The organism is Actinomadura sp. NPDC047616 (assembly GCF_040642915.1).
In the GTDB taxonomy this organism is placed as follows: Bacteria; Actinomycetota; Actinomycetes; order Streptosporangiales; family Streptosporangiaceae; genus Spirillospora; species Spirillospora miaoliensis.
Map to the genome: position 1 here is coordinate 81,127 of NZ_JBEYTB010000015.1, position 24,026 is coordinate 105,152.

General features: G+C 72.6%; 18 protein-coding genes and 1 tRNA gene. 8 read left to right on the forward strand and 11 right to left on the reverse strand.

Going from position 1 to position 24,026, the window contains the following annotated elements:
- Positions 1-80: 80 nt before the first annotated feature.
- The 3 genes from ABZ801_RS30690 to ABZ801_RS30700 all read right to left on the reverse strand — a co-directional run bounded on the left by ABZ801_RS30690 (position 81) and on the right by ABZ801_RS30700 (position 2,710).
- Complete coding sequence (locus tag ABZ801_RS30690) at positions 81-1,094, reverse strand: hypothetical protein (protein WP_360704373.1); 1,014 nt, start codon at positions 1,092-1,094, stop codon at positions 81-83.
- A gap of 264 nt (positions 1,095-1,358) precedes the next feature.
- Positions 1,359-2,225, reverse strand: coding sequence for a fructosamine kinase family protein (locus ABZ801_RS30695; RefSeq protein ID WP_360704376.1), 867 nt, complete (start codon positions 2,223-2,225; stop codon positions 1,359-1,361).
- Entirely contained in the window at positions 2,222-2,710 is a 489-nt protein-coding gene (locus ABZ801_RS30700; RefSeq protein WP_360704379.1) for a low molecular weight protein-tyrosine-phosphatase, read from the reverse strand. Before ABZ801_RS30700 ends, ABZ801_RS30695 begins: the two co-directional genes overlap by 4 nt.
- Before the next feature lie 141 nt (positions 2,711-2,851).
- Here ABZ801_RS30700 and ABZ801_RS30705 point away from each other — a divergent pair, with 141 nt between their 5' ends.
- A complete protein-coding gene (locus tag ABZ801_RS30705; protein ID WP_360704382.1) occupies positions 2,852-3,364 on the forward strand; it encodes a hypothetical protein in 513 nt (170 codons plus the stop codon).
- Positions 3,365-3,416: 52 nt separating this feature from the next.
- Here the strand turns inward: ABZ801_RS30705 and ABZ801_RS30710 are convergent, their stop codons facing one another.
- The 4 genes from ABZ801_RS30710 to topA all read right to left on the reverse strand — a co-directional run bounded on the left by ABZ801_RS30710 (position 3,417) and on the right by topA (position 11,401).
- Positions 3,417-5,141 carry a S8 family serine peptidase gene (locus ABZ801_RS30710; RefSeq protein WP_360704385.1) on the reverse strand — a complete coding sequence of 575 codons (1,725 nt, stop codon included), beginning with the start codon at positions 5,139-5,141 and terminating at the stop codon, positions 3,417-3,419.
- Between the two features lie 180 nt (positions 5,142-5,321).
- A complete protein-coding gene (locus tag ABZ801_RS30715) occupies positions 5,322-6,506 on the reverse strand; it encodes a DNA polymerase III subunit delta' (RefSeq protein ID WP_360704388.1) in 1,185 nt (394 codons plus the stop codon).
- Positions 6,507-6,588: 82 nt separating this feature from the next.
- A complete protein-coding gene (tmk, locus tag ABZ801_RS30720; RefSeq protein ID WP_360704391.1) occupies positions 6,589-8,604 on the reverse strand; it encodes a dTMP kinase in 2,016 nt (671 codons plus the stop codon).
- A gap of 124 nt (positions 8,605-8,728) precedes the next feature.
- Positions 8,729-11,401: a type I DNA topoisomerase gene (gene topA / locus ABZ801_RS30725; protein ID WP_360704394.1), complete on the reverse strand. Its 2,673-nt coding sequence runs from the start codon at positions 11,399-11,401 to the stop codon at positions 8,729-8,731.
- Positions 11,402-11,662: 261 nt separating this feature from the next.
- Between topA and ABZ801_RS30730 the strand changes: the two genes are divergently transcribed.
- Complete coding sequence (locus ABZ801_RS30730; RefSeq protein ID WP_285497280.1) at positions 11,663-11,848, forward strand: DUF5703 family protein; 186 nt, start codon at positions 11,663-11,665, stop codon at positions 11,846-11,848.
- Between the two features lie 369 nt (positions 11,849-12,217).
- Here the strand turns inward: ABZ801_RS30730 and ABZ801_RS30735 are convergent, their stop codons facing one another.
- The 3 genes from ABZ801_RS30735 to ABZ801_RS30745 form a co-directional block, all read right to left on the reverse strand.
- The gene (locus ABZ801_RS30735) at positions 12,218-14,320 is read right to left on the reverse strand and encodes a chaplin family protein (protein WP_360704397.1); all 2,103 of its coding nucleotides are present in this window, start codon (positions 14,318-14,320) and stop codon (positions 12,218-12,220) included.
- Positions 14,321-14,678: 358 nt separating this feature from the next.
- Complete coding sequence (locus tag ABZ801_RS30740; protein ID WP_360704400.1) at positions 14,679-15,422, reverse strand: hypothetical protein; 744 nt, start codon at positions 15,420-15,422, stop codon at positions 14,679-14,681.
- A gap of 105 nt (positions 15,423-15,527) precedes the next feature.
- A complete protein-coding gene (locus ABZ801_RS30745; RefSeq protein WP_360704403.1) occupies positions 15,528-16,838 on the reverse strand; it encodes a M20/M25/M40 family metallo-hydrolase in 1,311 nt (436 codons plus the stop codon).
- Positions 16,839-16,954: 116 nt separating this feature from the next.
- Here ABZ801_RS30745 and ABZ801_RS30750 point away from each other — a divergent pair.
- Positions 16,955-17,040: transfer RNA gene (locus ABZ801_RS30750), tRNA-Leu, on the forward strand.
- A gap of 153 nt (positions 17,041-17,193) precedes the next feature.
- On the opposite strand, the gene ABZ801_RS30755 is transcribed toward ABZ801_RS30750, so the two are convergent.
- Positions 17,194-18,141: a LysR family transcriptional regulator gene (locus ABZ801_RS30755; protein WP_360704406.1), complete on the reverse strand. Its 948-nt coding sequence runs from the start codon at positions 18,139-18,141 to the stop codon at positions 17,194-17,196.
- Between the two features lie 88 nt (positions 18,142-18,229).
- Here ABZ801_RS30755 and ABZ801_RS30760 point away from each other — a divergent pair, with 88 nt between their 5' ends.
- The 5 genes from ABZ801_RS30760 (at position 18,230) to ABZ801_RS30780 (ending at position 24,016) form a co-directional block, all read left to right on the forward strand.
- Positions 18,230-19,153, forward strand: a complete 924-nt coding sequence (locus ABZ801_RS30760) for a zinc-binding dehydrogenase (RefSeq protein WP_360704409.1) — start codon at positions 18,230-18,232, stop codon at positions 19,151-19,153.
- The gene (locus tag ABZ801_RS30765; RefSeq protein ID WP_360704412.1) at positions 19,150-20,130 is read left to right on the forward strand and encodes an alpha/beta fold hydrolase; all 981 of its coding nucleotides are present in this window, start codon (positions 19,150-19,152) and stop codon (positions 20,128-20,130) included. The genes ABZ801_RS30760 and ABZ801_RS30765 overlap by 4 nt, the downstream gene beginning before the upstream one ends.
- A gap of 85 nt (positions 20,131-20,215) precedes the next feature.
- Entirely contained in the window at positions 20,216-20,866 is a 651-nt protein-coding gene (locus tag ABZ801_RS30770) for an SDR family oxidoreductase (protein ID WP_360704415.1), read from the forward strand.
- Between the two features lie 1,534 nt (positions 20,867-22,400).
- Positions 22,401-22,988, forward strand: a complete 588-nt coding sequence (locus tag ABZ801_RS30775) for a hypothetical protein (protein ID WP_360704418.1) — start codon at positions 22,401-22,403, stop codon at positions 22,986-22,988.
- A 221-nt stretch (positions 22,989-23,209) separates the two neighbouring features.
- Positions 23,210-24,016: a BtpA/SgcQ family protein gene (locus ABZ801_RS30780; RefSeq protein ID WP_360704421.1), complete on the forward strand. Its 807-nt coding sequence runs from the start codon at positions 23,210-23,212 to the stop codon at positions 24,014-24,016.
- Positions 24,017-24,026 lie beyond the last annotated feature (10 nt).

The window sequence follows — 24,026 nt, forward strand, 5'->3', positions numbered from 1 at the left end:
GTATGGACGGGTTGGCGGGACTACCGTGCGGTCACCGTGCCGACCGCGTCACGTGCCGACCACGTGACCGGGCGACCGCGTCACCAGGCGACGTCGATGAGGTCGGCCGCCTGCAAGGGCCGTGCGCCGTCGGCGTAGAGCCGTCCGTCGGCGCCGAAGGCCAGCAGGTGCTTGCCGGTGTGGTCGCGGACGATCCGCAGGAGGCGGGACGTCGCGCTCTGCTTCCACAGCACCTTGCCGGGCTGCCTGGTCTGCACCGTGTACGTCTGCAGCGACAACTGCCCGCGGGCGGCGAGGCCCGCCACGACCGTGCGGCCGTCGCGGCTGCTCAGCGCGGCCCCCGTACCGGCGGGCAGCTTCAGCACGGGAGTGCTGGCGCGCAGGTCCCCGGCTTGGCCCCGGGTGTCCAACGCGCGCATCTGCGTGGAGGTCTTCGTGGCGCCCGCGCGCACCGGGGTCCACAGGAAGTTCAGGGTGTCGCCCGCCCACGACAGGCTGGCGACGCGCGCGGGTGACGCCGTCCGCCACATCTTGCGCTGCCCCGTCTTGGTGGACACGACCTGCACCTGGGGCGTCATACCCCGGTAGGTGACGTAGGCGATGCGGTCGCCCTCCGGGTGCACCGCCATCTCCGACCACGCGGCCGACACCCCGGGCACGGCCGCGCGCGGGATGTCCGCGAGCCGCTCGGGACGGCCTTCCTTGTCCAGGTCGAGCCGCTGGAAGGTGACCCTGCGGGAGGCGTACGACGCGACGACGTACTTGCCGTCGCCGCTCGACGCGACCCGCTGGAACCGCCGTCCGGCCGGCGCCGCCACGGGCACCCCGACCGCGCCGCCGGTGCGCACGTCCCGCACCACCAGGGCGGCGCCGTCGCGCTGCACCCCCACGAAGCGACGCGGCTCGGTGCGCTGGCGCTCGGCCGCCGGTTTGGCGGCGTGCTGGTCGTCGTCCGAGCTCTGGTGTGCGTGCACCAGGTCGACGAAGCCCGCGATTCCGAGGGCGATCGTCGTGGCGACACCGACCGGCACCATGCTCCGCCAGACGCCGCGCACCCGGGGTCCGGCGCCCGCCTGCTTGTGCTTGCCGTCCATCGGGGAAGCCCAGCCACCTCTCCGCGTTCCCTTGGGTTAACGGACCCGTCGTTTCTATCTCATCTGCCACACACGGAATGCCATGATTGCGGAGTTAGTCGGCGGACGCTAACGAGTCCGGCATGTCGGCCATGCCGCCAAGCACGTTCCGCCGGGACACGCCTCCCCGCGTCTCGCCGCGGCAGCCCCGCACCGCCCAGCAGCGTAAGCCTTTCCACCGCGCACAGTGATCACCCGCGTCGGAGGCACGACCCGCCGTGCTGGTCAGGACGCCGCGGCCAACGCGGCGGTGGCGGCTTCGATCGTCCGTGCCCGGTAGGAGGCGCCGAACAGGGCGACGTGGACGAGCAGCGGGTGCAGCTGGTGCAGTGGGATCCGCCGGCGCCAGCCGTCGGCGAGCGGCGCCGCCTCGTCGTAGGACGCCAGGACGCGCTCCAGGTGCGGAGCGCCGAACAGCGCGAGCATGGCCAGGTCGGTCTCGCGGTGGCCGCCGTGCGCGGCCGGGTCGATCAGCATGGCGCGGCCGCCCGTCCACAGCACGTTGCCGGACCACAGGTCGCCGTGGATGCGGCTCGGCGGCTCCGGCGGCCCGGCCAGTTCCTCGACGCGGTCGATGACCCGCTCCACGAGCCGCACGTCGGACGCCGACAGATGCGGCCGGGCCCGGCGCAGGAACGGCGCCAGGCGCCGCCCGGCGTACCAGCGCGGCCAGCCGCCGCCGTCGAGGGTGTTGTCCAGCGGCAGGTCGGCGATGTAGCCGTCCCAGGGCGCCCCGTACGCCTCCGGCGCGGACGCGGTGTGCAGGGCGGCCAGGTCGCGTCCGAAACGTTCGGCGGCCCGCGGCGTGGGCGGCTCGGCCGGCAGCCACGGCAGGACGAGCGTGTGCTCGTCGGCGGCCAGCACCTCCGGCACGGGCGCGTGCGGGCCCGCCTCGGCCAGCCAGCGCAGCCCCGCCGCCTCGGCCGCGAAGAACCCGCCGTCGGCGGCCGCGGCCTTGACGAACACCTCGCGGCCGTCGGCCAGCGACGCCCGGTGCAGCGTCCACGAGTGGCTGCCGCCGAGGTCGGTGACGCGCTCGACGCGCGTGCCGAGCAGGCCGGCGACGTGCTCGGGGCGTGCCGCCACGGTCACGCCTCCCGGGCGAGGGACGTCTCGGCGCGCACGTGGTCCAGCAGCCCGGGCATCGCGGCCTCGACGAGCTTCAGCACGTGCTCGAAGTCGTCGTGCCCGCCGTAGTAGGGGTCGGGCACGTCCAGGTCGTCCCCGGCGTCGGGATCGAACTCGCGCAGCAACCGGATCCGCCCGCGGGCCGCGTCGTCGGGGGCCATGGCCCGCAGGTCCCGCAGGTGTCCCTGGTCCAGCGCGAGGATCAGGTCGTACTGCTCGAACCACTCGGGCTCGAACTGCCGGGCGATGTGCGCCGACCGGTACCCGGCCCGCCGCAGCGCGCGCACCGTGCGGGGGTCGGCGTCGTCGCCCGCATGCCACGGGCCGGTGCCCGAGCTGTCGACCTCGACGTCGAGCCCCTCCTCCTCGACGTGGTGCCGGAACACCCACTCGGCCATGGGCGAGCGGCAGATGTTCCCCGTGCAGACGAACGTGACGCGGTAGGACATGCCCCCATCCTGCCCGACCGTCCCGGCCTCCCATTCCACGCGCTCGCCCCGGCAGCCCGGTGCCGCCGCCTCGCAGACCTTACTCTTTGTAGCTGGACAGAGACTCATAGTGACGGGCAGGGTCTGTCACGGGAGGTAACCATGCAGAAGACCAAGATGACGCTCGGCCTGACGATCGTCGCGACGCTGGGCCTGGGCCTCGCCCAGCCGTCCGGCGCGTCCACCGCGACGACCGCGACCGCCGGCCGCGCCCACGCCGTGGCGGCACCGGCCGCCGCCCGGATCGCCGCGAGCTGTACCGGCCGCCTCGTCCACCGGTGGCCGCTGCGCCACGCCAACACCACGATCGGCGAGCTGGTGCTGTACTGGAACGCCGCCAACAAGACCAACTGCGCGCGCATGAACCACCTCGGCCCGACCCGCGGTGTGCGGCTGCGCACGGCCGTCTGGCTCGCCGCGTGCCGTGAACGGCGCGGCAGCACGTGCACCCCCGTCGCCGGGTCTCCGAAGGCCGAGGACGGCGTCTACGCCTCCTACGCCGGGCCCGTGACGGTGCAGGCGGCGGGACGATGCGTCCACGCGGCCGGGGACATCTACTACCAGGGCGCCAAACGCCACGTCGACAGCAGCCCCTGGCTGGCCCACTGCGCCTAGCACTGCGGCCCCCGGCGGACTTCCCGCCGGGGGCCGCTTCACATCGGCGGGGTCAGCGCGTGACGGCGCTCTGGGCGTCGACGATGCCGTACCCGTAGAAGCCGTTGCGGCTCTTGGTGCCCTCGCACGTGTGCGTGGCGACGACCTTCTGGAACGAGCCGTCGGCCTGCTTCACGTACCGGGTGTAGGTGTACGACCCGCCCGCCGGGCAGGCGGTCTTGGTCGCGGTGCCCGTCAGGACGGACCGCACGGCGTCCGGCGCCATGGTCAGGCCGCCGTGGGCGCGGTCCCGCTTGCCGTACTTGCTGACGATCAGCGCCGCGACGCCGGCCGCGTGCGGCGAGGCCATCGAGGTGCCCTGGATCGACTGGTAGTAGGCGCAGGTGCCGCCCTTGCAGTCACGGATAACCCGCGGGGTGTTGGGCGTGCCGTCGGCGTTGAGCTCACCGCGCGCCCGGGCGATGGACTCGGGGTAGGCGGCCCAGATGCCCACCTTGTCGTCGAGCTTGCCGTCCGCGGTGTCGTACTTGTCGCCGCCCGGCGCGGCCACCTGGATGTAGCCGTCGCCGTAGCTGGAGTAGTACGCCTTGCGCTTGCTGATCCCGGTCGAGGAGACGGGGATGACGTGGTCGCCCTCGCCCGGCAGCGACAGGCAGCTCGCCGGGATCGTCCGCTCGTAGGGCTGCTCGCCGGGCTCGGACGCAAAGTCCGGGCTGGTGGCGTCGACATTGGTCTTGGTGTAGTCGATCGCCTCGTTGCCCGCGGCGGCGACCAGCGTGACGCCGTGCCTGTGCGCGAAGTTCAGCGCCCGGTTGGCCGCCTTGATGATCGTGCGCTGCTCGGCCTGGTCCTCGGGCGAGTCGGCCGGGTTGGACGCGCAGTTGAACAGCCACGGGTCGATGTAGTAGCTCATGTTGACCACGTCGATGCCGTGCTTGCCCGCGTAGGTCAGCGCGTCGACCGTCGGCTGCAGGAAGAAGTAGCCCGAGTCCTGGCCCGCGCGCAGGTTGACCAGCTGCACGTTCGGCGCGACACCCGCCATGCCCAGGCCGTTGCGCGGCGAGGCGATGGTGGACGCCACGTGCGTGCCGTGCTCGTTCTCGTCCACGTCGGCCGGGTCGTTGCAGGACTTGTCCGGCTCGTCCTCACACGGCCCGTCGACCTCCTCGCCGTTGGCGTCGGTGGGGATGTCGACGGTGAAGTTGCGGCTGAGCGCCCGGTTGAAGTTCGCCCGGATGTCGGGGTGGCTCCCGTCGATGCCGGTGTCGATGACGCCGACGAGCACGCCCCGGTCACCCGGCTCGGTCTTGTACGAGCCGTCGGCCGTGGCGCGGATCTGCTTCATGTCCCACTGCAGGTCCGCCAGCGGCTCGCCCTTCTTACTGGGCTTGACGGTGGTCGTGCCGGTGGTCTGGCCGCGGCCCTCCTTCTCCACGGAGAACTGCTTGGTGACCTTCCCCACCTTCGGGGCGTGGCCGATCACGCGGTTGGAGGCGGTGCCGTCCAGGGCGCCCTGCCGGGCGGCCGCGGCGGCGAAGCCGGCGTTGGTGGTGCGGACGGTGGCCACGCCGACGTCGGCGTTCTCACTGACGATCGCGCCTCCGGCCGCCTCCACGGCGGCGCGGGCCTTGCTGAGGGAGACCCCCTCCTTGTAGAGGACGACGTACTCCGACGCATTCCCCTGGGTCTCGGGTTGGGCCGGTACCGCCGACGCTGGCAGCGCGAGTGCCGTCGATGTGACGACGGCACAGGCGGCGGTGATCACGACGCGCCGCAAGGCAACCTCCTGGCGAATGGGGTGCTTGGCCCCGGTAGGTAGTAGATGGCCAGGAGAAGCTACGTGTGCGGCTGTTGAGAGTCCGGTACGGATATGTAACGAAACGGGACATGTCTTGTTATCCCGTTGATGTCCGAAATCCCCATCGGTCACCCTCGCGGGCGCGTCCGGGGACGGCGGTCAGCCGGAGCCGGTACGCAGGGCCAGGGTGAGCGCCTCGACGGCCAGCAGCGGGTTGACGTTGGCGTCCAGCCGCTCCCGGCACTCCATGATCGCGTCCAGGCGGCGGACGGTGTCCTCGGGCGTGCCCGCCGCCGCGGCCGTGCGCAGCTCCGCGGCGATGTCGGCGTTGACCAGCTCGCTGCCCGCGCCCAGCTGCAGGACCAGCACGTCGCGGTAGTAGTACGCCAGGTCCAGCAGCGCCCGGTCGAGGGCGTCGCGCTTGACCCGGGTGGCGCGGGACTTCTGCCGGTCCTCCAGCTCCTTGAGCGCCCCCGCGGTGCCGCGCGGCATGCGCCCCTTGGCGCTCTCGCCCAGCGCCTGCCGCAGCGCCGCCGTCTCGCTCTCGTTCAGCTCCTCGGTGGTGGCCTTCGCCTCCTCCTCGGCCGCCTTGACCAGCGCCTCGGCCGCCGTCACCGCGGGCGCCACCGACGTCAGCCGGCGCGGCACGGCCAGCACCTGCTCCCGGCGCCGCCGGGCCTGCTCGTCGGTGGCCAGGCGCCGGGCCCGCTCGATGTGCCCCTGGGCCGCCCGCGCCGCCGCCTCGGCCGTCGCCGGGTCGATGCCGTCCCGCCGCACCAGCACGTCGGCGACGGCCGCGACCGGCGGGGTGCGCAGGGTGACCAGACGGCACCGCGACCGGATCGTCATCACCAGGTCCTCGGGGGACGGCGAGCACAGCAGCCACACCGTCCGCGGCGGCGGCTCCTCGATCGCCTTCAGCAGGGCGTTGGCGGCCGCCTCGGTGGCCCGGTCGGCGTCCTCGAACAGCACGATCTGCCAGCGTCCGCCGCTGGGCGAGGACGAGGCGCGCAGCACCAGCTCACGCGTCTCGCGCACGCCGTACGACAGCCCGGACGGACGCACCACCTCCACGTCGGCGTGCGTGCCCTGCAGCACCTGGTGGCAGGACGCGCAGTGCCCGCAGCCGCGCGGCGTCTCCGAACACTGCAGAGCCGCGGCGAACGCCCGCGCCGCGGCGGAACGACCCGACCCCGGCGGCCCGGTGAACAGCCAGGCGTGCGCCATCTTGCCCGCGCCGCCGCCCGCGTCCCCCGCCGCCTGCCCCGCCATCGTGGCCTCGACGGCGGACCGCAGCTGCGCGACGACCGGATCCTGCCCCACCAGGTCATCCCACACGCTCACGCCCTGCTCCCCCGCTCGCCTCCGGGGCGCCCTCTCGGCGGCGCCTGCTCCTCGCCCGACAAGGCTACGGCCCCGCGGAAGGTCAGACGTCGGTGATCGCCGGGAAGGTGCTGGTGATGTCCTCGGTGCCCGCCGGAACGGGGTCGGGGAGGATCTCCCGGATGCGGTCCTGCACCATGCGGCTGATCTCGCTCTGCGGCAGGCTCGCGTCCACCACCAGGTAGCGGTCGGGGTCGGCGTCGGCCAGCGCGCGGAACCCCTCGCGCACCCGCTCGTGGAACTCGCGCGGCTCGGACTCCATGCGGTCGGCCGGGGACGCCAGCCGCCCCAGGCCCGTGTCCGGCGGCACCTCCAGCAGGACGGTCAGGTCCGGCACCAGCCCCTCGGTCGCCCACGCGTTGACCCCGGCGATCTCGTTCACCGGCTGGCGGCGCCCGTACCCCTGGTAGGCCAGGGACGAGTCGACGTACCGGTCGCTGACCACGATCGCGCCGCGCTCCAGCGCCGGCCGGATCACGTTGGCGACGTGGTCGGCGCGGTCGGCCGCGTACAGCAGCGCCTCGGCCCGCGCCGACAGCCCGGTGTTCTGCTTGTCCAGCAGCATCGCCCGCAGCCGCATGCCGATCTTGGTGGCGCCCGGCTCGTGCGTGGTGACCACGTCGTAGCCGTGGTCGCGCAGCCAGATCGCCGCCAGCCGGGCCTGGGTGGTCTTGCCCGCGCCCTCGCCGCCCTCGAAGGCGACGAACACGCCGCGGTCGCGCGGGACGGCCGCCTGCTCGGCGACCTGGCTCGGCGGCGTGTAGACCTCGCCGCGCAGGGCGGCCAGCAGGTCCGGCAGCAGCGGGACGCCGCGCCGGTCGTCCAGCCGCCGGTAGGCCAGCAGCCCGGCCAGCAGGGCGGGAACGGCGGCGATCAGCAGGGCCGCGCCCGTCCCGGCCAGCTCGTACGACCCGATCGCGTTGTCGCCCAGCGCCCCGGCCAGCGGCGGGATCACCGCGACCGCCACCAGCCCGGTGACCAGCGCCACGGCCCGCAGCCGGGCCAGCGCGGCGGCCGACGCGTCCGCCGCCGCCTCGGCCAGGCCGGTGGCGGTGGACCACGCCACCCCGGCGGCGACGCTCATGAACGACGTCACGAACACCACGACCACCAGGTCCCGCACCAGCGCCACCACGATCAGCAGCAGCGCGGCGGCCACCACCGCCAGGCCCAGCAGCCGGCTGCGGCTGAACGGGCCCAGCACGCGCGGCCCCAGGAAGATCCCGACGGCCAGCCCGACCGTCAGGCCGATGAGGACCGAGCCGAACCCGGCGTCGCCGCCGCCCATCTCGCGGGCGTGCCCGACGGCGACGGCCACGATCGCGGCGGCCGTCAGCACGGCAGCCGCGGCCGCCAGGAACAGCCCGCGCGGCGCGGGGACGCCGCGGAACAGCAGCAGCGGCGGCCACTGCGCGGTGCCCGGCGTCCCGCCCCCGCGCAGGTCGCGCAGCAGGGCGACGGACGCCGCCGCGCCCAGGAACACCACGGCGGTCGCGTACAGCGGAAGGTCGGCCAGGTCGGCGGCGCGCGCGATCAGCGCCAGCACCGCGTACAGCACGGCCGCGACCGGCGCCGACCCGTAGGCGGCGCGCAGCACGGCCCGGCGCGCCTGCCCCTGCCGCTCGTCGTCGACCAGCGCGGGGACGGCCGCGTCCGGCACCGCCGTCCACGGCAGCGCCAGCACCGCCACCAGGAACGCCGCGACCAGCGTCCACGGCGTGGCCCCGACCAGCGGCACCGACAGCACCAGCGCGAACCGCAGCACGTCCGCCGCCGTGAGCAGCACCCGCGCGTCCAGCCGCGCCGCGACCGTCCCCGCCAGCGGCGCGAGGAACACCGCGGGCAGCGCCATCACGACGAGGACCGCCCCGGCCAGCCGGGCCCGGGCGGCGGGCCCGCCGTCGGCCAGCGCGGCGGCCGACGCGGCGAGCGCCGGAACGCTCAGCCACAGGCCGAGGCCGGACAGCGACAAGGCGAGCCACAACCGGCGGAACGGCTTGCTCGACCACGCACCGGTGGGCTCGGCGGCATGCGGCGGAAGGGCGCCCGTTCTGGTCATGTTGGTCAGCGTATCGGCGCCGCTATCACGTTGGGGGAACCTCCCGGCAGCGATTCGAAGGCGCTTTCCGCACCGTTCCCCCGAACGCCGGCGGACACCACGGGGCGCGCCCGCCCCGCCACGCTCAGGAGCCGGACTTGGCGGACGCGCGGCGCCTGGTCGTCGTCTTCGCCGGCTTCTTGGCGCCGCCCGCCTTCTTCTTCGCCCCGCCGGACGCCGCGACCTTCTCGCGGCGCTCGGCCAGCAGCTCCGCCGCCCGCTGGATCGTGATCGACTGCGGGTCGTCGCCCTGCCGCAGGCTCGCGTTGGTCTCGCCGTCGGTGACGTACGGGCCGTACCGGCCCTTCTTCACCACGACCTTCTTGCCGCTGCCCGGGTCCTCACCCAGCTCGCGCAGCGGCTCGGCGGACGCCGCGGCCCGGCCCCTGCCGCGCTGCTTGGGCTGGGCGAACAGCTCCTTGGCCTGCTCCAGCGTCACGGTGAACAGCTCGTCCTCCGAGCCGAGCGACCGGCTCTCGGAGCCCTTGCGCAGGTACGGGCCGTACCGGCCGTTCTGCGCGGTGACCGTCTCACCGTCCAGCTCGCCCACCACGCGCGGCAGCGACAGCAGCCGCAGCGCGTCCTCCAGCGTGACCGAGTCCAGGCTCATCGACCGGAACAGCGACGCGGTGCGCGGCTTGGGCGCGTCGGACTTCTTGGTGCGCTTCTTCTTCTCGCCCTCGGCCGGGGCCGGCTCCTCCGGCAGGATCTCGGTGACGTACGGCCCGTACCGCCCGCTCTTGGCGACGATCGTGTGCCCCGTCTCCGGGTCCACCCCCAGCTCGCGGTCGCTGCTGGGCTGGGCGAACAGCTCCTCGGCCTTCTCGGCGGTCAGCTCGTCGGGCGCCACGTCCTCGGGGATGTTGACGCGCTCGCCGTCGCGGTCCAGGTACGGCCCGTACCGGCCGACCCGCACCACGATGTCGCTGCCCTTGATCGGGAACGAGCTGATGCCCTTGGCGTCGATGTCGCCGATGTGCTCCACCAGCGCCTTGAGGCCCTCGTCGCCGTTCTCGCCCTTGTAGAAGCGGCTCAGCCAGCGCACCCGCTCGGCCTCACCGCGGGCGATCTCGTCGAGACCGTCCTCCATGTGCGCGGTGAAGTCGTAGTCGACCAGGTTGCCGAAGTGCCGCTCCAGCAGGTTGACCACGGCGAACGCCAGGAACGACGGCACCAGCGCCGTGCCCTTCTTGAACACGTAGCCGCGGTCCAGGATCGTCCCGAGGATCGAGGCGTAGGTGGACGGCCGCCCGATCTCCCGCTCCTCCAGCTCCTTGACCAGGCTGGCCTCGGTGTAGCGGGCGGGCGGACGCGTCGAGTGCCCCTCGGCGGTGACCGAACGCGCCGACAGCGCGTCGCCCCGCTCCAGCGCCGGCAGCCGCCGCTCCTGGTCGTCGCGGTCGGTGGTCGGGTCGTCGGCGCTCTCCACGTACGCCTTCAGGAACCCGTGGAACGTGATCGTCTTGCCGGTCGCGCCGAACTCGGCGGTCTCGCCCGCCGTGGACACGCCCGTGACCCGCACCGACACCGACTGGCCCTGCGCGTCCTTCATCTGGGACGCGATCGTGCGCTTCCAGATCAGCTCGTACAGCCGGAACTGGTCGCCGGTCAGGCCGGTCTCGCCCGGGGTGCGGAACGCGTCCCCCGCCGGCCGGATCGCCTCGTGCGCCTCCTGCGCGTTCTTGACCTTGCTGCTGTAGACGCGCGGCTTGTCGGGCACGTACTGGTTGCCGAACAGCGTGGCCGCCTGCCGCCGCGCCGCCGTGATCGCGGTCTCCGACAGCGTGATCGAGTCGGTCCGCATGTAGGTGATGTAGCCGTTCTCGTACAGCTTCTGCGCCACCGACATCGTGTACTTGGCGGAGAAGCCCAGCTTGCGGCTGGCCTCCTGCTGCAGCGTGGTGGTGCGGAACGGCGGGTACGGCTTGCGCGTGTACGGCTTCTGCTCGACCGACTTGACCTCGTAGGGACGGCCCGCCAGCCGCTCGGCCAGGCCGCGCGCCGCCTCCTCGTCCAGGTGCAGCACGTCCCGGGTCTTCAGGGTGCCGTCGGCGGCGAAGTCACGGCCCTGCGCCACCCGCCTGCCGTCCACCGAGACGATCCCGGCCTTGAATCTGCGCGGCTCGTCGTCCTTGCCGGTGTCGAACTCGCCGGTGATGTCCCAGTAGTGGGCCGGGACGAACGCGATGCGCTCGCGCTCCCGCTCGACCACCAGCCGGGTCGCCACGGACTGCACCCGCCCGGCCGACAGGCCCTGCTTGACCTTCACCCACAGCACCGGGCTGACCTCGTAGCCGTACAGCCGGTCCAGGATGCGCCGGGTCTCCTGCGCGTCCACCAGCCGCAGGTCGAGGCTGCGCGGGTTGGCGGCGGCGCGGCGGATGGCGTCCGCGGTGATCTCGTTGAAGACCATCCGGTGCACCGGCACCTTGGGCTTGAGCACCTCCTGCAGGTGCCAGGCGATGGCCTCGCCCTCGCGGTCCTCGTCGGTGGCGAGGAAGAGCTCGTCGGCCTCCTTCAGGAGCTTCTTGAGCTTGGCGACCTGCTGCTTCTTGTCGGAGTTGACCACGTACAGCGGTCGGAAGTCGCCCTCGACGTCCACGCCGAGCTTGGCCCACGGCTTGTCCTTGTACTCCGGCGGCACCTCGGAGGCGCTCCCGGGAAGGTCCCGGATGTGGCCGATACTGGACTCCACGACGTAGCCACGGCCCAGGTACCCGGCGATCGTCTTCGCCTTCGCCGGCGACTCGACGATCACCAGACGGGTACCGTTCCCCCCGCCCTGACCACGCTTCGCAGTGCCGTTCTTGGCTGGCACAGTCGCTCCAACCTCGCTGTCTGGTCTCGTTAACCCGGGTACCTACAACGTCGCACGACCCGAGGTTCATGCCCGTGGGTCCCCGCCGTGGCAAACCTCCGACAGGATGACACGTCGCGGCGGGAGCCGGGACACACGCCCTTCGCGGCGGTCCGCGCCGACGGCTGTTCTCCCGCCGTTCACCGGGTCATAATGGTGGCAATGGTGGAGTACACCTACCTCGTTCTGCAGCTGCCGCGCGGCACCACACGTGACGTCGCCCGGCAGATCATGACCGAGCACGCGGAGTACGGCGGCTGGGAACTCGACCGTTTGCGCCTCTACCCCGACGGAAGCCGCCGAATCCAACTACGTCGGAAGATCATCCGTCAGACCCGTACGTTCTGACGTCCCTGCCCCCTGTCCCGCCGGAGGGTAGCACGACGTGCGAGCACCCTAACGTCGGGTAACCACATCCGGCCAAGCGCCGTCCCACGCGCCCCCGAACAGAGCTTTGCCCGCCCTGGACCGCGCCTCCGAGACGGGCAAAGCGTCCACACCCCCCTGCGGCGACACCCCCGCCGCATGATCAGGGCTCTACTCTTTTGACGCCCCCTTGACCTTTCGGCCCTCCAAAACCACCCCCACCTAGCCGTTCAGCCACACTTCCCCCACCACCAAGCCCACACCCGCCGCGCGGGCGACCGGGCCGGGTGGTCCGCCAGGTCCATGGGGGTGGACGGCGGTCGGCCCGGCCCGGTCGGCTCGGTGGCCTGGTCAGCCGCGGTGCGTGCGGAAGCGGCGGGTCAGCGACAGCGCGCCGGACATCGCCGTGAGCGCGGCCGCCGCACCGACCGCCCAGGGCCAGCCCTTGGCGGAGCCGTCGGACAGGGACGTCTCGGCGGACATCGGCTTGATCGCCGCGGTCTGCAGCACCGCGTTCTTGGCGCCCGTCGCCTCGCGGCCGACCTTGTGGGTCACGCCGTTCACCTTGGGGGCGTCGATCTTCCCCGTCGCCGGCGGCTTGGGCAGCTTGACGGCGCCCACTCCGGAGAGCTGCGGTCCGGCGGGCTTGTCAGCGCGCGGCTGCAGCCGGGACTCCGCGGGCGCCACCGACGTGGCGGGCAGGGACGCGGAGTTCACCCGCGGCAGGTTCTGGCCCGGCACCAGGGAGCCCACCAGGGGGAGCCCCGGCTGGGCGGCGAGGCGCGCCGCCTTCGACGGCTTCTTCACGCCGGACGGGCCGTGGTGGTGAATGATCGGCGCGCGCTTCGGGTCGACGGGCAGCCGGCCGGGGACCTTGCTGACCACGGGCAGGGAGTCCGGCCCGAGCGACACCGGCGCCGGGACGCCTCCGCCCGGCGCGACCCGCGCGTTCGACGGCTGCGCGGCCAGGAGCCTGCCGACGGGCAGCTTGGGCGCGTCCACCGGCAGCGCCGACGTGGCCCCGTACCCGGCCGTCCCGTACCCCGGCGTGAGGAGAGAGATCGGGGGCAGGGTGGACGGGCCCGCCGGAACCGCCGAGCCGTTGACCGCGTGGAGGGCGGTGTCGGCCGGGGCCGGCAGGGTGTGGACGGGGGCGCCGGTCAGCACCTTCTTCCCGTCGGCGACGGGCGGCACGTCCAGGAGGTTTCCGGGCGCCGAGACGGGCAGGCGGTCGACGCCACGGGGGCCGTAGCCGTACCCGTACGGGTCGTCCTGGCAGACCGGCTCGGGGTGACCGAGGACGGCGGTCGCGTTGCCGCACACCTGGGCGGGGACCTCCGCGGGCGTGTTGACCTGGTTGCCGCCCCCGGCGGAGCCGTGCCCGGAGGTGTTCCCGCCCGAGCCGTGCGGGCCGGTGACGGCGGCGGTGCCGTCGCAGGCGGCGGCCGCGACCCCCACGAGCGCGGTGGCGTTGCCGCACACGTTGGCCGGGATGTTGACCGGCGCGTTGGCCTGGTTTCCGGCGCCGACGCCGCCCGCACCGGAGGTGTTCTGCCCGGCGCCGCCGCCGTGGCGCGTGTGCGCACCGCCGTCGCAGAACGCGCCGGTGTGCCCGACGATCGCCGTGGCGTTGCCGCAGACGCTCACCGGGGCGGCCACGGGCGCGTTGGCCTGGTTGCCCGACAGCACCGCCGCCGCACCGGACGTGCCCTGCCCGCCGTACCCGGAACCGCCGTCGCGGACGGACGCGCCGCCCTTGCAGCCGGCCAGCGCGTTGCCGACCGCGTTGCCGCAGACGTCGACGGGGACGCTGATCGGGGCGTTGACCTGGTTGCCGGCCCCGACGCCGCCCACGCCGGAGGTGTTCTGCCCGGCGCCGCCGCCCCCGTTGGCCGCCTTGGCGCCGCCCTCGCAGCTCGCCTGGGCCACGCCCAGGACCGCCACCGCGTTGCCGCAGACGTTGACCGGCGCCGAGACGGGCGCGTTGACCTGGTTGCCGCCGAGGACGCTGGACCTGCCGGAGGTGTTCTGACGGGAGCCGGAGTTGCCGCCCGCGGCGGTGGAACCGCCCTTGCAGGACGCCTGCGCGGTCCCGACGATCGCCACGGCGTTGCCGCAGACGTTGACCGGCGCGGAGATCGGGGCGTTGACCTGGTTGCCGCCGCCGACGCTGGCCCTGCCGGACGTCGCCTGGCCGGAGCCGGTGCCGTTGCCGACGCGCGCGCCCCCCTTGGACGAGGCGGCCGAGGTGCCCGCGACGGCGGCGGCGTTGCCGCTGACGTCGATCGGCGCGGAGACGGGCGCGTTGATCTGGTTGCCGCCGAGGACGCTGGACGCGCCGCTGGTGGTGTCGGCGAGGGCGCCGCTGGGGAGCACGGGCCCCGCGCCGAGCGCGACGAAGCCCGCGGTGAGCAGCACGGCCCGGGCGGCGGTGCCTTTGGACAGCGTTCGCATGATGCTCCGTTCGGGGAGATGACTCATGGGGTTGATGGATGGGTCGAGATCCGCGGGCGCCTTCCTTGGGGCGCCGCTGAGGCCGCACCGGTCGCGCGTGACGTCCGTCCGGCGTCGTGGCCTCCCGGGAATGGCCCGCCGGACGACGTCCGTCACCTTCGTGTGCGCGGACACCGGCGTCGTGTCGGATCTCGATGGGGATGACGTGCCTCCGCCTACCGGCCGCGGGCACCGCGCTCCTGTGCGCGCACCGCGTCATGAACCGGGGGGGCACGTTTCCGGCCCGTCCGTCCAGCCCGGGCCTCGTTGCCTCACGGGGGCACGAGACGGCCGGACGCGGACCGGAGCCTGAGAATGATCAGTCAGGTGAGAAGAACGGCTCGTCCACGGCCGTGCGGACGGCAACGGGGATCGAGCGGGGCGCGCGCAACGGCGCCCAGTCCGACGGCGGCGCGGGCCAGGACCAGCGGCCGAGGTGACCGCCGGGTGCCCCGCCGCCGGGCAGTACGGGCCCGGCGGTGCCGGACAGCGTCCCGACCTCGTGGTCGTGGACGGGAGCCGACGGCGCCGGCTCGACGGGAACCGTGGAGCGCCGGATCTCGGCGCCCGGCCGCACCGCGCCGCCCTGCGGCACGACTCTCATGCCGCGCACGACGCTCGCCTGCCACTTCACTTTCGGCGCGGCCGGATGCGCGGTCGTCTCCGCGCGGCCCGCCCCCGCCGGCTCCGGCAGCGGACGGGACGTCTCACCGATCGCCTTGCCGGGCCTGGCCGGGGACGTCGTGTCACCGACCGGCAGGATCCTGACGGGCGGCTCGTCGGCGACCGGCGGCCGGGGTTTGGCGACCGCGTCCCCGGCCTTCCCGGCGTGCTCGGAGACCGCCGCGGCCACGTCGCGGACGACGCCGCGCAGCCGCGGCGCCTCACCGCCGGACAGCACCGGGGTGGTGTCGGCGTGCGCCGCGTGCGAGGCCAGGCCGCCGAGCAGCCACCCGGCGACCATCAGCCCCGTCACGACGAGCAGACGGCGCATCCCCCGGCTGAGGACGACACGGCGCAGCCGGACGGCGACCGTCCGCTGCCACACCGGGTCGTACGTCACTGGTCCTCCTCAGACCGGGGTCAAGAGCACGTCAGCTCACGGGCAGTGACACTAGCACCACGCAGCGCGCTCACGCCGGAATTCGGAGCACCTTTCCAAGAAATCTCAGGCGTGATCAAGGAAATGGTCAAGGACGCGCACGCCGAAGCGCAGCCCGTCCACCGGAACCCTTTCGTCCACGCCGTGGAACATTCCGGAAAAGTCCAGATCCGGGGGAAGGCGCAGCGGCGCGAATCCGAAGCAGCGCATGCCCAGCCGGGCGAACGCCTTGGCGTCCGTGCCGCCGCTCAGGCAGTACGGGACGGGCAGCGCACCGGGGTCCTGCGAGGTCAGGGCGTTCTCCATGGCCGTCACCAGGGCGCCCTCGTAGGCGGTCTCCAGCGCCCAGTCGTGGTACACGAAGTCGCGCTCGACGTCCGGTCCGAGCAATTCGTCCACGGTCGCGAAGAACTCGTCCTCGTACCCGGGCAGGAAACGACCGTCGACCTCGGCCGTCGCCTTCTGCGGAATCACATTCGTCTTGTAACCGGCGTCCAGCCGCGTCGGGTTCAGCGTGTTGCGCAGCGTCGCCCCGATCATCCGGGCCAGCGGGCCGATCTTCTCCAGGCTCCGCTCCGGCCGCTCCGGGTCGAACTCCACCCCGTACGCCAGGCACGCGCGCTCCAGGAACGCCCGCACGGTGTCGGTCAGCCGGATCGGGAACTCGTGCGACCCCAGCCGCCCGACCGCGGCCGCCAGCGCCGTGACGGCGTTGTCGGGATGCACCATCGACCCGTGCCCGGCCGTCCCCTTGGCGGTCAGCCGCATCCAGGCGATGCCCTTCTCGGCCGTCTCGATCAGGTACATCCGCCGTTCCCCCGGCACGGTCAGGCTGAACCCGCCGACCTCCCCGATCGCCTCGGTGCACCCCTCGAACAGCTCGGGATGCTCCTTGACCAGCCACTGGGCGCCCCACGTCCCGCCCGCCTCCTCGTCGGCGGTGAACGCCAGCACCAGATCCCGCTTCGGCCGGCGCCCCTCCCTGAGCCGCTGCCGGACGACCGCGAGGATCATCGCGTCCATGTCCTTCATGTCGACGGCGCCGCGGCCCCACACGCACCCGTCCGCGATCTCCCCGCCGAACGGGTCGCGCGTCCAGTCGTCCTTCTGCGCGGGCACGACGTCAAGATGCCCGTGCAGCAACAGCGCCTCCCGCCCGGGCTCCTCCCCCTCGACCCGCACGACGACACTGGCCCGCTTCGGATGCGACTCCAGCAGCCGCGGCTCCAACCCCACCTCGGCCAGCTTCTCCGCGACGTACTCCGCCGCCACCCGCTCCCCGGGCCCCGAGTGGTCCCCGGGATTGCTCGTGTCGATCCGGATCAGCTCCTGGCAGAGCCGGACGACCTCGTCCTCCGCGGTCGGCTGAACAGCCACAATGATCACCTTCACACCTGGGGTCCCGTACCCGACCATGGTGCCGCGCGATCGACTTCGCCGCGAGTCGGGACCTTTGGTATCGTGAACGCGCTGCGGCGACGCGCCGCGCGCATGTCCGGGTGGCGGAATAGGCAGACGCGCTAGCTTGAGGTGCTAGTGCCCTTTACGGGGCATGGGGGTTCAAGTCCCCCCTCGGACACACCGTGAAGAAGCAGGACAGGTGCGCCCTGTCCTGCTTCTTCGTATGTGAAGGGACAGGTACGGCTGCGGCGCTCTCGCCCGGGACGGGGTTGTGGTGCGGGCTGACGGGCCGGGCCGTGGCCGCTTGGCGCCTCCCGTGGACGTGCCCTGGTCATGGGTGGGCTGGTGCGGCCGTGTCGGTGGGGTGATGGCCGGGGAGCCAGTCGCGGGTGGGGTCGTATTCCAGCCAGCGGTTGCGCTGCGCTTCCGTGTCGAAGGCGTTCATCAGGGCTGCCAGCAGCGGATGGTCGCCGTTGCCTCGCCAAAGCAGCGACCAGGCGTACAGGGGTGTCGGGTCCACCAGCGGAACCGGACGGACCGCCGGGTGGGGCGGCAGGGGCACGTCCGCCGGTAGCAGGCAGAAACGGCGGGGGTCGGCCGCCAGGTCGGTCAGGCAGTGCTCCAATCCCAGGTTCGGGTCCTCGATGTGGTCGCGGATGCCGAAGCGTTCGGTGAAGCGGTGCAGGAAGTCCAGCCGGTGGAGCGGTCCCGGGGTCCACAGCACGCTGTCCTGTAGCTGCTCGGGTCGGATCGCCGGCGCGTGTGCCAGTGGATGATTCGTGTTGAGGACGACGTCCACGGGTTCCAGCCGTACCAGGCGATGCGTCAGCCCCCTGGGCAGTGGCGGGTGGACGCGGCCGAAGGCGGCGTCGATGTCGCCGTGCAGCAGTGCGGTGACCACCGAGGGCAGGTCGCGGCCGTGTCCGATCTGCAGCCGTGGCTCGTGGGCCGCCACCTGCACCAGCGTGCGCATGGGTGCGTACAGGTGACCCCACACGTCGATCCGCAGGGGGCGGTGCACGTCCAGCACCGCGGCGACGGCCCGGTCCGCGGCGGCCAGCGCCTGCCGGGCCGGACCGAGGAACCGCCGCCCGGCATCGGTGAGCCGCACTCCCTGGCCGCCGCGTTCGAACAGGCGTCTGCCGAGCGCGGACTCCAGGCGGGCGATGCGTTTGGACAGCGCCTGCTGGGAGATCGACAGTTCCTCGGCCGCATGGCCGAAGTGCAGTTCCTCGGCGGCCAGCACGAACGCGCGCACCTGTGCCAGGTCGAGATCCACGCCCGTCACCTTAGGTGACAACCGATGGTTGTCGGCCTGTCGCGTACGTTGTTGGAGCGCACGGCCCGGATGCCGGTTCTCTAACCGCATGCGAAGACTGATCCCCACGGGAGATCCTGCGCGTCCGGTGGAGTTCGCCCGGGACTCCCAGCCCTCACCCGCCCCGGACGAGGCGCTGGTCAGGGTCGAGGCGTTCGCGCCGAACCGAGGAGAAACGTTCCTGCTGGAAGATCCGGATCCCGGCCTGCGGCCCGGCAAGGACGTCGCCGGCCTGGTGGTGCAGGCCGCCGCCGACGGATCGGGGCCGCCGGCCGGCACCCGGGTGGTGGGCCATCCGCCGATGGGCGGCTGGGCGGAGTACGTGGCCGTGCCCGCTCACTCCCTCGCCGTCCTGCCCGACGAGATCACCACCGTCCAGGCGGCCGCTCTGCCGCTGGCCGGGATCACCGCGCTGCGGTTGCTCCGCACGGTCGGCGCCCTGACCGGCAGGCGGGTGCTGTTGACCGGCGCGTCGGGCGGGGTGGGGCACTACGTGACCGAGCTGGCAGCGGCGGCGGGGGCCGAGGTGACCGCGGTGAGCGCCACGCCGATGCGGGGCGCCCGCCTTCGGGAGCTCGGGGCGGTGGCGGTCGTGCATGACGTCACCGACGCGCATGGCCCGTTCGACGTGGTGCTGGAGTCCACCGGCGGCACCGCCCTGCCGGCAGCGCTGGCCAGGCTGGCCGCGCACGGCATACTGGTCTGGTTCGGCCAGGCCAGCCGTACTCCGGTGCGGCTGGACTTCTTCGACTTCGTCGCCGGTCCGCAGAACGCCACGATCCGGCATTTCCACTACCTGGGCGCCCCGTACGGTCCCGACCTGGCCTGCCTGGTGCGCCTGGTGGCCGATGGGCGGCTGCACCCGGAGATCGGATGTACCGCCGACTGGAGCCGGACTGCGGAGATCCTGGTCGACCTGCGGGAACGCCGCATCCGCGGCAAGGCCGTCCTCACGGTCGGAGCGTCACGGTGAGCGCCGCCGACTTCGCCGCCGCCAACTTCTCACGTGCCACCGGAGCCGGACTGGACCCGCACGAGTACCAACGGGTCACCGGCGAACTGACCGACCTGGACCTATGGGGCCAAGCCTTCATGCGTGCCGCGGGCGAGCACTCGGCCCGCGCCGAGCAGGCGGCCACCGCGCTCTCGGCGGGCGAGCACCACCGAGTCGCGGCGCGCTGGTTCCACTTCGCCACGCTGGGGCCGAACCGTGAGCAGGCGGCCGCCGCGGCCCAGGCGGACGCCGCCATGGGCCGCGCGCTGGAACTGCTGGAGCCGGATGCGCGCCGGATCGAGGGGCCGGGTTTCGCCGGCTGGCTGCGCGGCGCGGCCGACGCGGCGGCCACCGTCATCGTGGTGCCCGGGCTGGACTCCGGTAAGGAGGAGTTCCACGACATGTCCGCGGCCCTTCTACGCCGGGGCCTGGCGGTGTTCGCCATGGACGGTCCCGGGCAGGGCGTGCTCGCGGCCACCTCAGTCGTCCGGGCCGACTACCACCATGTCATCGGCCAGGTCATCGACGCGCTGGGGGCCGGAAGCGTGGGGCTCGTCGGGCTCAGCCTCGGCGGCTACTACGTCGCGGAGAGCGCTGCCCACGACACGCGCGTCGCGGCCGCCGCCACCGTCAGCGGCCCCTTCCGGCTGGAATGGGACGCCCTGCCACCCCCCGTACAGGAGCTTCTCGTCCAGCGTGCCGGCGGACAGGAGGCGGCCCGCCGCTTCGCCCGCCAGGTGGACCTGTCCGCCCTCGCTCCGCAGATCGCCTGCCCGCTGCTGGTGGTGGACGGCGGCCAGGACGTCATCCCCGGCGTGACCAACGGCGAACCGCTGGCCCGCCTTGCACCGCGCGGGGAGTACCTGCTCATCCCCCATGGCGACCACCTGCTCGGCAACGCCCGTGCCGACTGGCTGGCGGCCACCGCCGACCGGCTTCACGGAGAACTCACATGACCCGCTTCACCGGCAGGACCGCACTGATCACCGGTGGTACGAGCGGCAGGCCACCGCGCACCGCCTCATCGCCGAAGGCGCCCACGTGGTCGTCACCGGCCGCACCCGGCGGCGAGTGGACCAGGCCGTCGCCGCGCTGGGCCCGCGTGCCCTCGGTGTGGCGGCGAACGCGGCCGACCTGAACGAGATCGACGCCCTGATGGACACGATCAGGACCCGGCACGACAGGCTGGACGTCGTCTTCGCCAATGCCGGGGTGGGTACCTTCGTGCCTTTCGCCGACATCACCGAGACCGATTTCGACCACACCGTGGACGTGAACTTCAAGGGCGTGTTCTTCACGATCCAGAAGGCGCTGCCGCTGCTGGCCGCGGGCGGCTGCATCGTCATCAACGCCTCCTGGACCCTGCACCGCGGCAACGGCACCCTCACGTTGTACTCGGCCGCCAAGGCCGCCGCGCACAACCTGGCCCGCACACTGGCGGCGGAACTCGCACCGCGCGGTGTCCGCGTCAACTCCATCAGCCCCGGGTACATCGACACGCCGATGTACCCGGCCGCGGCGTTGAGCGATACGGAGGCGGCGGCCGTCACGAGTCGAGTGGCGACCGGGCGGTTCGGCCGAGCCGAGGAGGTCGCCGCAGCGGTGGCCTTCCTCGCCTCCCCCGAGTCGTCCTACATCAACGGGCAGGACCTGGTGATCGACGGTGGCCTGGTGAACGCGATCCCCGCCTGATCGTCAGGCGACGTAGACGATGTCGGCGGACGCGCGGTGGTGGTCAGGCGGCGGGTGCGAACGCAAGCGTCTCGGTCACGGTGATGGCGTTTGGGGTTTCCGGCCCGCACGCCCCTCGGACACTACGTCGGCGTGGACTCGGGCAGCCGGGGGCAGGGCTCTGGAGCGCACATCGCGGATCTCGGCGATACTGCCGGGATCGGCCTGCACGACGAGCGTGTTCCCCTCTACTGGGACGCGGACCGCGATGACGTGCTGGGTCTAGCGGAAACCGGCCGCACGAGCGTCTCGGATGACGCGCGGGGGCGGAGTCAATGAGGCGTCCGTCGCGGTGGTAGCGCGCAGTGGTGACGACGGCCAGCACCAGTCGGCCGTCAGCGGCCCGGGGGAGCGGGACCGCCGCCGGCGCAGCGCCCAGCCGGAAGCGTGCCTCGCATCGACCACAGACTCGACGCACATCGCGTCCCCGCCATCACGCCGTTGGGGTTGCCGAACGGGGCCGGTGCCCAGAGCGAGAACTTTCCGGCCAGGACTCTTGCCTCCAGATCCTAGATCAACTAGCATAACCGAAAGTTGCCATACGGTGCCGTATGGCGGAGCAGATAACGGAGGGCAATGAGATGCCCCCGTATTTCTGAAGGGAATCTGGATGAAAAGATTTCTGCTCGTCTCGACAATGAGCGGCGTTCTCGGCCTCGGGATCCTGGGGCTGTCGGCTTCCGCAGCCTCCGCTGACGAGACCATGCCCCCGCCGCCGCCGACCGTGGCCCCTGCGGAAGGCCATTCACCCCCGCCGCCGCCAGATTCGCACTTGCCCCTGGCGTAGACCGCCGCCAAGTGCCCTCCCGGCCAGCTTGAGCACCCCATCACCGGAGAGTGCATCGCCCTTCCTCCCGGCCCGGATGGCGCCCGCTGATCCAACACGGTCAATCACCTCGCAAAGCGAGGCCGACCGAAAGACCGGGCGCGCTGAGCCATCCCTTTTGGCTTGGCGCACCCGGTCATGCGATTCTTTCTCATAGCCGCAGGTCGCGAATTTTTTCTCCGCACACGGGCGGGGCAGTCCGTTGATTACCTGCGGCACGCTTCGGCGCGAGTTGTCCGCCCACCCTTGGAAAGGGTCTGCTCGCGCGCCAGGGCGCTGCCCGGGCCGTCGCGGGCCCTCGCCTGTCACGTGCGGCGCACCAATTGCATACGAGCCAATCGGCGCTCGGCGTGATGCTTCTCCAAAACGGCCGTGTGAGGATGTGCGGCATGGCCGACGCGTATGAACTGCTCATCAACGCCGATCTTCCCGACGACCTCAGCGGCCGAAGTGAACGAGCTGCGCTGGCACCTGGGACTGGGGCCGGAGCCGCCTGAGTGCACCATCGTGACGGAGTTTCCCGAGGAGTTCGTCGACGAGGACGGCGATCCCACAGACTACGCACCTGGCGCGGCCGGTTCCTGTGGGGGGAAATGAAGGTCCGGCGCTGGCTCGGCGCGAGCCGGCCTGGCGGATCGGCAGACCGTCATCACGCCGCCCACACCGCAGGTGCTGCGCCTGATCGCCGACGGCAAGAGCACAGAAGCGGTGGTCCAGGCACGCAGGGACACCGGCCTGAGCATCAAACAGGCGCGGAGCACGTCGAAGCGCTGCAGGCAGGCCGCGTCGTCCTGCACTAGCCGCGCGTTCGAGCACGCCCTCACCGACAGTGGTCTGCGGCTGCTCCGCAAGGCCCGCAGGGGCGAACCCGCACGGGCCGGCACCGAACTGTTCAAACCGTTGCGGCCGACCATCCAATCGATCAACCAGACCTTCAATGGGCAGCTCGACCTGGAACGCCACGGCGGCCGCGCCCCCACTGGCGTCATCGTCCGTGTGAGCGTTCGCATCCTGGCGCACACCGCGGCGATCTGGCAGAACGACAACACAGGCCAGCCCACCGCCCGATCCCTCACCGCCTCCGCCTTGGGCGTGGTCGATGAGAGCGGCGATGTCGTCCCGGGGTATGTGGGCCTTCTTCAGAGCGTGGCGTGGTTGCGCCTCGACGGCGGCTCGCCGGGTTTGGGCCTTGGCGATCCATCCGGCGATGAGGTGGGGCCGCTGTCATCGGCGAGGGCGTCGACGGCGGCACGGTAGCGGGCCGGGCTGCGGTCACAATGCTCGACGGCCTGACGGGCCAAGTCCTTCGGTGATGGCGCCGACGAAGATCCCTGGGGACGGCTTCGGCGGGTTTTGAGGCCGGATCCGGTCTGGTGAGAGCTTGCGTCGGGCGCCGTGGGCGAACCTACGATGCCCATGCCGCTCCCCATCCGACTGGTCGTTGATCATGATGGGCCGCCGACGGTGAAGGGTGATCGATGCGCGCTTTTGACACGCTCGGCAGCCGGAAGGTCGTGCTGGGGATGGTTCATCTGCGGCCGCTGCCCGGAACGCCGCTGTACGAGGAGGGCAGCCTTCCGGAGATCCTCGATGTGGCGGTGGAGTCGGCGCGGGCCTTGGACGAGGGCGGGGCGGACGGGTGCCTGGTGCAGACGGTGGACCGCGTCTACAGCGCCGGTGAGGACTCCGACCCTGCGCGGACGACGGCGATCGGGCTGATCACCTCGGCCATCGTGGCCGCCACGCGGCCGGACTTCCAGGTCGGGGTGCAGCTGATGCGCAACGCACTGAAGGCGTCGCTGGCGGTGGCGAAGGTGGCGGGCGGCGGCTACATCCGCGCCGGCGCCCTGGTGGGCGCGACGTTGACCACGCACGGTCTGGTGCAGGCCGACCCGCTGGCGGTGGCGGAGTACCGGCGGAAGATCAACGCCCAGCAGATCAAAATCATCGCCGACGTGGACTCGATGCACTTCAAGTGGTTCGGCGAACCCAAACCCACCGGCGAGGTCGCGCGCGCGGCCATGCAGGCGGGGGCGGACGCGGTGGCGCTCGGCCACCCCGACGAGGACACCACCCTGAAGATGGTCGCCTCGGTCCGCAGGGCGGCACCGGGCCTGCCGGTCATCCTGGCCGGTTACACCAACCACGACAACGCCGCGCGCCTGCTGGCGGCCGCCGACGGGGCGTTCGTGGGCACCTGTCTGGAGGTCGGCGGCTGGGGCGGCCGGATCGACGTCGAGCGGGTCAAGGAGTACGTGGACATCGTCCGTTCCCTGGAGTCCTGAAGCGCCAGCC